The sequence below is a fragment of the Blastococcus sp. CT_GayMR19 genome, assembly GCF_004570385.1.
Lineage (GTDB): Bacteria > Actinomycetota > Actinomycetes > Mycobacteriales > Geodermatophilaceae > Blastococcus_B.
Genome location: NZ_SPQL01000014.1, coordinates 103,772 through 110,234 on the forward strand (window position 1 = coordinate 103,772; position 6,463 = coordinate 110,234).

Here is a 6,463-nt window from a genome sequence, read left to right on the forward strand (position 1 = left end):
GGTCATGGCGGCAACTGCCTGCCTCCGCCGGCGAGCGGCGGGCTAGGGGAGACGTCGGATCCGGCACCCACGTCCGAGGGGTGCACGAGGAGGACCGACAACCCCACGCTACGCCCGGCCTCGCTGCCGATCGTGGTCCGAGCGCAGATTGCTCTGACGAGGCTGGTGCAGGCATCAGCCCGTGCGGGCCAGAGTCCTGGCAGCCGCTCGGAAGAGCGGGCGGTAGAGGGCGACGGCATACCCGGCGCCGGCCGCTGCGATGGCCGTCGCCCCCACGGCGAGGCCGACAGAGGCATCAGGCGCTCCGCTGCGCAGCATGCTCCACCCCATCGCGGCCACCGAACACCCGAGCAGCACGTATCCGCCGAGGACGGCGGCAGCCGGGGTCCGCGCTCAGACCCGCCCGCGCAGGAGTCCGCTGGCCAGCACCACAGCGGCAGGGGCGACGACGCCGAGATCGCACGCCTTGACGACCCAGAAGGCGTTCGGGGTGCTGAGCACTGCGTAGCCGCTCGGGATCTCCTGGAGTGCGTCGACCAGGGAGGGAAGGTGGATACCGACCACGACGAAAGCCGCCACCACGAGGAGCAGGATGCCGGTGGCGCGCTCGAGCCGTCGTCCCCACGGTGGAACGGTGGAGCGCCGCAGCGCCGAGGACGCCCGCACGGCCACCGCGACCCCCACGCCCACGACAGCCAGCAGGAGCGGTGAGAACCACTCCACGTTCCCTGGCAGCCGGCCGAACTCGTTGCCCACGAGGAGCTGCGTCCAGACGTAGACCGTGAACACGGCCGGGGCGAGCGCGAGCACCGGCGCCGCTGGATCCCCCCGCCACGCCAGGCGCCCGATCCAGACGCACAGCGGTGCGACGAGAACGGTTGCGGTGAGATCGGTGCCGAGGATCTGGGCGATCCCGGAGTCCGAGGTGCGGTAGTGCAGGACGTCGAGGCCGAGTGGTCCGAGCGCCGCGCTGGTCGTGATCAGCGCGCCCTGGGTGAACAGCAACACGGCTAGGGAACGGTCCGGTCGGTGCACTGCCGCGTCGAGAGCCGGGGTCGCGGGAAACGTGGGAACAGCCACTTGCGGGAGGGCCTGACTCCGCCGGCCGAGCGGCGAGGTAGCGAGCCCCCGGCTCGGCACCGACATCGATGGTCGGTGCACGACGAGAACCGAGGGGGTGGACGCTACTCCCGGACGTCCCGGACGGTGGAGCGTCGATTCCGCCTGTGCAACCAGACGAGCACGATCAGCAGGGGCACGTGGATGGCGGGCAGATTTCGGGCGAACCACCGCGGCAGGTAGATGTCCGTAACCGAGCCGTGCTCGGCGCCGGCTGCCTCGGCCAGCCCGGTGAGTGGGCAGCGGAAACCGTTGCCGGCGAAGACGAGGCACTCCCCGGCCACCACCGCCGCGGCGATCGCGGACCGGCGGTCGCTGCGATGGCTCACCCCGGCCCAGAGCAGGTAGACGACGCTGGACTCGATGAGCAGCCACGCGACGGTGTGCACGGCGCGGATCCCTGCCAGCCGTGCCCGCTTGACGCCGGCCGTGGTCACGGTTGTCCCGCTACGGAATGAGGAGCAGTTTGCCGGTGGTCCGCCGGGCCTCGAGGTCCTCGTGAGCCCGCCGGGCCTCCCCGAGCGGGTAGCGGGCGCCGATCCGGATCTCCAGCTTCCCGGTGCTGACCAGGTCCAGGACGCGGCGGGCCCGCTGCTGCAGCATGTCCGCCGTCCGGACGTAGGTCTTCACCGTCGGCCGCTGCACGTAGAGGGACCCGTGGGCGGCCAGCGACTGCAGCGTCAGCGGCTCGGGCTGCCCGCTCGCGGCGCCGTAGAGGATCATGCTGCCGGCCGGGCGGAGCGCCTTCAGTCCGGCGTCGAACGTGGTCCGGCCGACGCCGTCGTACACGACCGCCGCGCCCTCGCCGTCGGTGATCTCCCGGACGCGTCCGTCGAAGCCGTCGTAGCCGAGCACCTCGTCCGCGCCCGCCTCCCGGGCCAGCGCGGTCTTCTCCTCGGTCGACGTCGTGCCGATGACCCGGCCGCCCCGGAGCTTCACCAGCTGCGTCAGCAGCAGACCGACGCCGCCGGCCGCCGCGTGCACCACGACCCAGTCGCCTGGCTGGACCGGATAGGAGTCGGACACGAGGTAGTCCGCGGTGATGCCCTGCAGCATCGCGGCCGCCGCGACCTCGAGCGACAGGCCGTCCGGCACCGGCACCAGATTCTCCCGTGGCGCGCTCAGCCGTTGCGCATAACTGCCGGGGACGTTCATCCAGGCGACCCGCTCCCCGGTTCCGGCGACGGTGCCGGCGCCCTCGGCGCCCGGGACGGCCGGCGCGGGCCGGCCGTACCCGTTGCCCTCGCGCTCGTAGACGTCCATGTAGTTGATACCGGCCGCCTCGACGTCGACCAGGGCGTGGCCGGGACCGGGCTCCGGATCGGGCGCCTCGGTGAAATTCAGGACGTCGGGGCCACCGTTTCGCTCGAACACGACTGCACGCATGCCCCGATCCTCTCCCGTGTCCTCCGTCGCGGCAGGCCGACGTCGGCCCGACCGGGTCAGACCGGCGTGACGTACGCCCCGCAGAGCCCGCCGTCGACCAGGAACTCCGAGGCGGTGATGAACGAGGAGTCGTCCGAGGCCAGGAAGGCGACGGCCGCCGCGATCTCCGCCGGCTCGGCGAACCGCCCCATCGGGATGTGCACGAGCCGCCGCGCGGCGCGCTCCGGGTCCTTGGCGAAGAGCTCCTGGAGCAGCGGGGTGTTCACCGGGCCGGGCGACAGGGCGTTGACCCGGATGCCCTCGCGGGCGAACTGCACCCCGAGCTCCCGGGACATCGCCAGGACGCCTCCCTTGGAGGCGGTGTAGGAGATCTGGGACGTCGCCGCGCCCATTCGCGCCACGAAGGACGCGGTGTTGATGATCGAGCCGCGCCCCCGTGCCTGCATGTGCGGGATCGCGGCCTTGCAGCACAGGTAGACCGACGTCAGGTTGACCTCCTGCACCCGGCGCCACGCGTCCAGCCCGGTGGTGAGGATCGAGTCGTCGTCCGGCGGGGAGATGCCCGCGTTGTTGAACGCGACGTCGAGTCCGCCGAACGTGTCGACCGCCGTCTGGAAGAGGGTCTCGACCTGCTCCGGCGAGGTCACGTCGACCTGCACGAACAGCCCGCCGACCTCCTCGGCGGCGGCCTTGCCACTCACGGGGTCGACGTCGCCGACGACGACGTGCGCGCCCTCGGAGGCGAACCGGCGGGCCGTGGCCAGGCCGATGCCGCTCGCCCCGCCGGTCACCACCGCCACCCGGTCGACCAGCCGGCGCACCACCTGCTCCTCCACGGTCACCCTTCCGTCGCCATGAACACGTTCTTCTCGTCGGTGAACGAGTGCAGCGCGTCAGGGCCCAGCTCACGGCCGAGTCCGGACTGCTTGAAGCCACCGAACGGCGTCGAGTACCGCACCGACGAGTGGCTGTTGACCGACAGGTTGCCGGCCTCGATGCCGCGCGAGACCCGCAGGGCGGTGCCCATGTCCCGGGTCCAGATGGACCCGGACAGGCCGTACTCGCCCTCGTTGGCGATGCGGACGGCGTCGGCCTCGTCGTCGAAGGGCACGACGGCGACGACCGGACCGAAGATCTCCTCGGTCAGCGCCCGGTCGCGGGGGTCGGTCGGCGTCAGCACCGTCGGCGCGAACCAGAAGCCCGGCCCGTCGGGAGCAGTGCCGCGGAAGGCCACCGGTGCGTCGTCCGGGACGTAGGAGGCCACGCGGTTCCACTGGCCCCGGCTGATCAGGGGCCCCATGTCCGCCGTCTCCAGCGACGGGTCCTCGACCCGGACCGCCTTCACCGCGGGCTCCAGGAGCTCGAGGAACCGGTCGTAGGCCGAGCGCTGGACGAGGATGCGCGACCGGGCGCAGCAGTCCTGCCCGGCGTTGTCGAAGACGGCCGAGGGCGCCGTCGCCGCGGCCTTCTCCAGGTCCGCGTCGGCGAAGACGACGTTGGCGCTCTTGCCACCGAGTTCGAGGGTCAGCCGCTTGACCTGCGCGGCGCAGCCGGCCATCACGCCCTTGCCGACGGCCGTCGAGCCGGTGAAGACGATCTTGCGGACGTCGGGGTGCTCGACCAGCCGCTGCCCGACCACCGAGCCCTTGCCCGGCAGGACGGTCAGGACGCCTTCGGGCAGCCCCGCCTCCAGCGCCAGCTCCGCCAACCGCATCGCGGTCAGCGGGGTGAGCTCGGCCGGCTTGAGGACGACGGTGTTCCCGGCGGCCAGGGCGGGGGCGAAGGCCCAGCCGGCGATCGGCATCGGGAAGTTCCACGGCACGATGACGCCGACCACGCCGAGCGGCTCGTGGAACGTGATGTCGACCCCGCCGGCCACCGGGATCTGCCGGCCGAAGAGGCGTTCGGGCGCGGCGCTGTAGTAGGTCAGCACGTCGCGGACGTTGCCGGCCTCCCAGCGGGCGTTCCCGATCGTGTGCCCGGCGTTGCGCACCTCGAGCTGGGCGAGCTCCTCCAGGGAGTGCTCGACCTGCTCGGCGAACCGGCGCAGCAGCCGCCCGCGGTCGGCGGGGGCGACCCGCCGCCACGAGTCGTAGGCACGCCTGGCCCGGGCCACCGCCGCATCGGTCTGCGCTCCGTCCGCGAGGGGGACGGTGGTGAGGACCTGCTCGGTGGCGGGATCGACGACGTCGTAGGACGACGCGATCCCGTCAGACACGAGTGCTGCTCACAACCGCTCGAACCCCCGGACACGCTCCCAGTCGGTGACCGACCTGCCGAAGGCCGCCAACTCCACGGCGGCCATGTTCGCGTAGTGCTCGACGACGTCGTCGCCGAATGTAGTGCGCGCGAACGCGCTGCCCCGCCACAGGTCCAGCGCCTCGGCCAGGCCCGTGGGCACGCGCGGAGCGTCCGGGTCGCCGTAGGCGTTGCCCTCGTACGCCGGCTCCAGCTCCAGCCCCTCCTCGATGCCGGCGAAACCGGCGGCCACGACCGCGGCCGTGGCGAGATAGGGGTTCACGTCGCCACCGGGGATGCGGTTCTCCAGCCGGAGCGAGCCGCCGTGGCCCACCAGCCGGTAGGCGCAGGTGCGGTTGTCCCGGCCCCAGCGGAGCGCGGTCGGGGCGAAGGACCCCTCGACGTACCGCTTGTAGGAGTTGATGTTCGGCGCGAGGAAGAGGGTGAGCTCGCGCATGTACTTCAGCTGACCCGCGACGAACGACCGCCCGACCGCGGACATGCCGTCGCCGTCGGCCATGACCATCGAGTCGTCGGTGCCGCGGACGCTGCAGTGGATGTGGCACGAGTTGCCCTCGCGCTCGTCGAACTTGGCCATGAACGTGAGCGCGACGCCCTCCTGGGCGGCGATCTCCTTGGCGCCGTTCTTGTAGATCACGTGGCCGTCGCACGCGCGCAGCGCCTCGTCGTACCGGAAGGCGATCTCGTGCTGGCCGAGATTGCACTCGCCCTTGGCGGACTCGACCACCAGGCCGGCGCCGGTCATGTCGTTGCGGATCCGCCGCAGCAGCGGCTCGATGCGCGCGGTGCCGAGCATCGAGTAGTCGACGTTGTACTGGTTGGCCGGCGTCAGGTTCCGGTAGCCGGCGATCCAGGCCTGTTCGTAGGTGTCCCGGAAGACGATGAACTCCAGCTCGGTGCCGACGTAGGCGGTCAGGCCGGCGTCGGCCAGTCGTGCCGTCTGCCGGGCGAGGATCTGGCGCGGCGAGGCGACGACCGGGCTGCCGTCCTCCCACCGCAGGTCGGCCAGGACCATCACCGTGCCGGGGTTCCAGGGCACCGGCCGCAGCGTGGACAGGTCGGGCTGCATCACGAAGTCGCCGTAGCCGCTCGACCAGGATGACATCGCGTAGCCGGCGACGGTGGTCATGTCGACGTCGACCGCGAGCAGGTAGTTGCAGCCCTCTGTCGCATGCTCGAGGACGACGTCCAGGAAGTACCGGGCGTGCAGGCGCTTCCCCTGCAGCCGGCCCTGCATGTCGGTGATGGCCACCAATACGGTGTCGACGTCGCCGGACTCGACCTGCCGGCGGAGGTCCTCGACCGTGAGGACGGGGTCGCGGAGGTCAGGCACGTCGGTCCACGGCGCCGCGGGTCGCGCGCTCGTTCATGCAGACCTACCTTCGTCCGGCCGCTGACCCCGGCGGATGGGCCAGAGGCCGGAACCCTAGGTGCCCCCCGATGCGCCCCACAAGCCGCTGCGGCCGCCGTTACCGGATCGGTTGCTGCCCTGCGCCCACGAACGACCCGACCGGTCCCGGTCGCCGCCGTCCCCCGGGTGCCACTCCGGCGACTGCGTCGGCCTGCGGGTCTGTTCCCGCGGAAGCGCCGTCTCAGCCGTTCGCGGGCACGCCGGCCTCGGCGGCGAGGCGTCGGAGGAGGTCGCGGTTGCCCATGAGCACGCCGATGGCGAACCGCAGATCCATGCGGTCGTGGCGTT

General features: G+C 72.0%; 6 protein-coding genes. All 6 read right to left on the reverse strand.

Features of this window, described 5'->3' with window-relative positions; translation table 11 throughout:
• Nucleotides 1-393: 393 nt before the first annotated feature.
• Nucleotides 394-1,008, reverse strand: coding sequence for a hypothetical protein (locus E4P39_RS17925; RefSeq protein WP_135137939.1), 615 nt, complete (start codon nucleotides 1,006-1,008; stop codon nucleotides 394-396).
• A 176-nt stretch (nucleotides 1,009-1,184) separates the two neighbouring features.
• The gene (locus tag E4P39_RS17930) at nucleotides 1,185-1,556 is read right to left on the reverse strand and encodes a hypothetical protein (protein WP_209306598.1); all 372 of its coding nucleotides are present in this window, start codon (nucleotides 1,554-1,556) and stop codon (nucleotides 1,185-1,187) included.
• 10 nt (nucleotides 1,557-1,566) lie between these two features.
• Entirely contained in the window at nucleotides 1,567-2,505 is a 939-nt protein-coding gene (locus tag E4P39_RS17935) for a quinone oxidoreductase (RefSeq protein ID WP_135137940.1), read from the reverse strand.
• A 56-nt stretch (nucleotides 2,506-2,561) separates the two neighbouring features.
• The gene (locus tag E4P39_RS17940; protein ID WP_209306602.1) at nucleotides 2,562-3,329 is read right to left on the reverse strand and encodes a 3-oxoacyl-ACP reductase; all 768 of its coding nucleotides are present in this window, start codon (nucleotides 3,327-3,329) and stop codon (nucleotides 2,562-2,564) included.
• Nucleotides 3,330-3,343: 14 nt separating this feature from the next.
• On the reverse strand, nucleotides 3,344-4,723 hold the full coding sequence (locus E4P39_RS17945; protein WP_245159929.1) for an aldehyde dehydrogenase family protein: 1,380 nt from the start codon (nucleotides 4,721-4,723) through the stop codon (nucleotides 3,344-3,346).
• A 9-nt stretch (nucleotides 4,724-4,732) separates the two neighbouring features.
• Complete coding sequence (locus tag E4P39_RS17950; RefSeq protein ID WP_135137942.1) at nucleotides 4,733-6,097, reverse strand: glutamine synthetase family protein; 1,365 nt, start codon at nucleotides 6,095-6,097, stop codon at nucleotides 4,733-4,735.
• Between the last annotated feature and the right edge of the window lie 366 nt (nucleotides 6,098-6,463).

Bases quoted from the DNA above. Each gene is read 5' to 3' on its own strand.
- E4P39_RS17935 (WP_135137940.1), bottom strand. From the start codon at position 2,505: ATGCGTGCAGTCGTGTTCGAGCGAAACGGTGGCCCCGACGTCCTGAAT.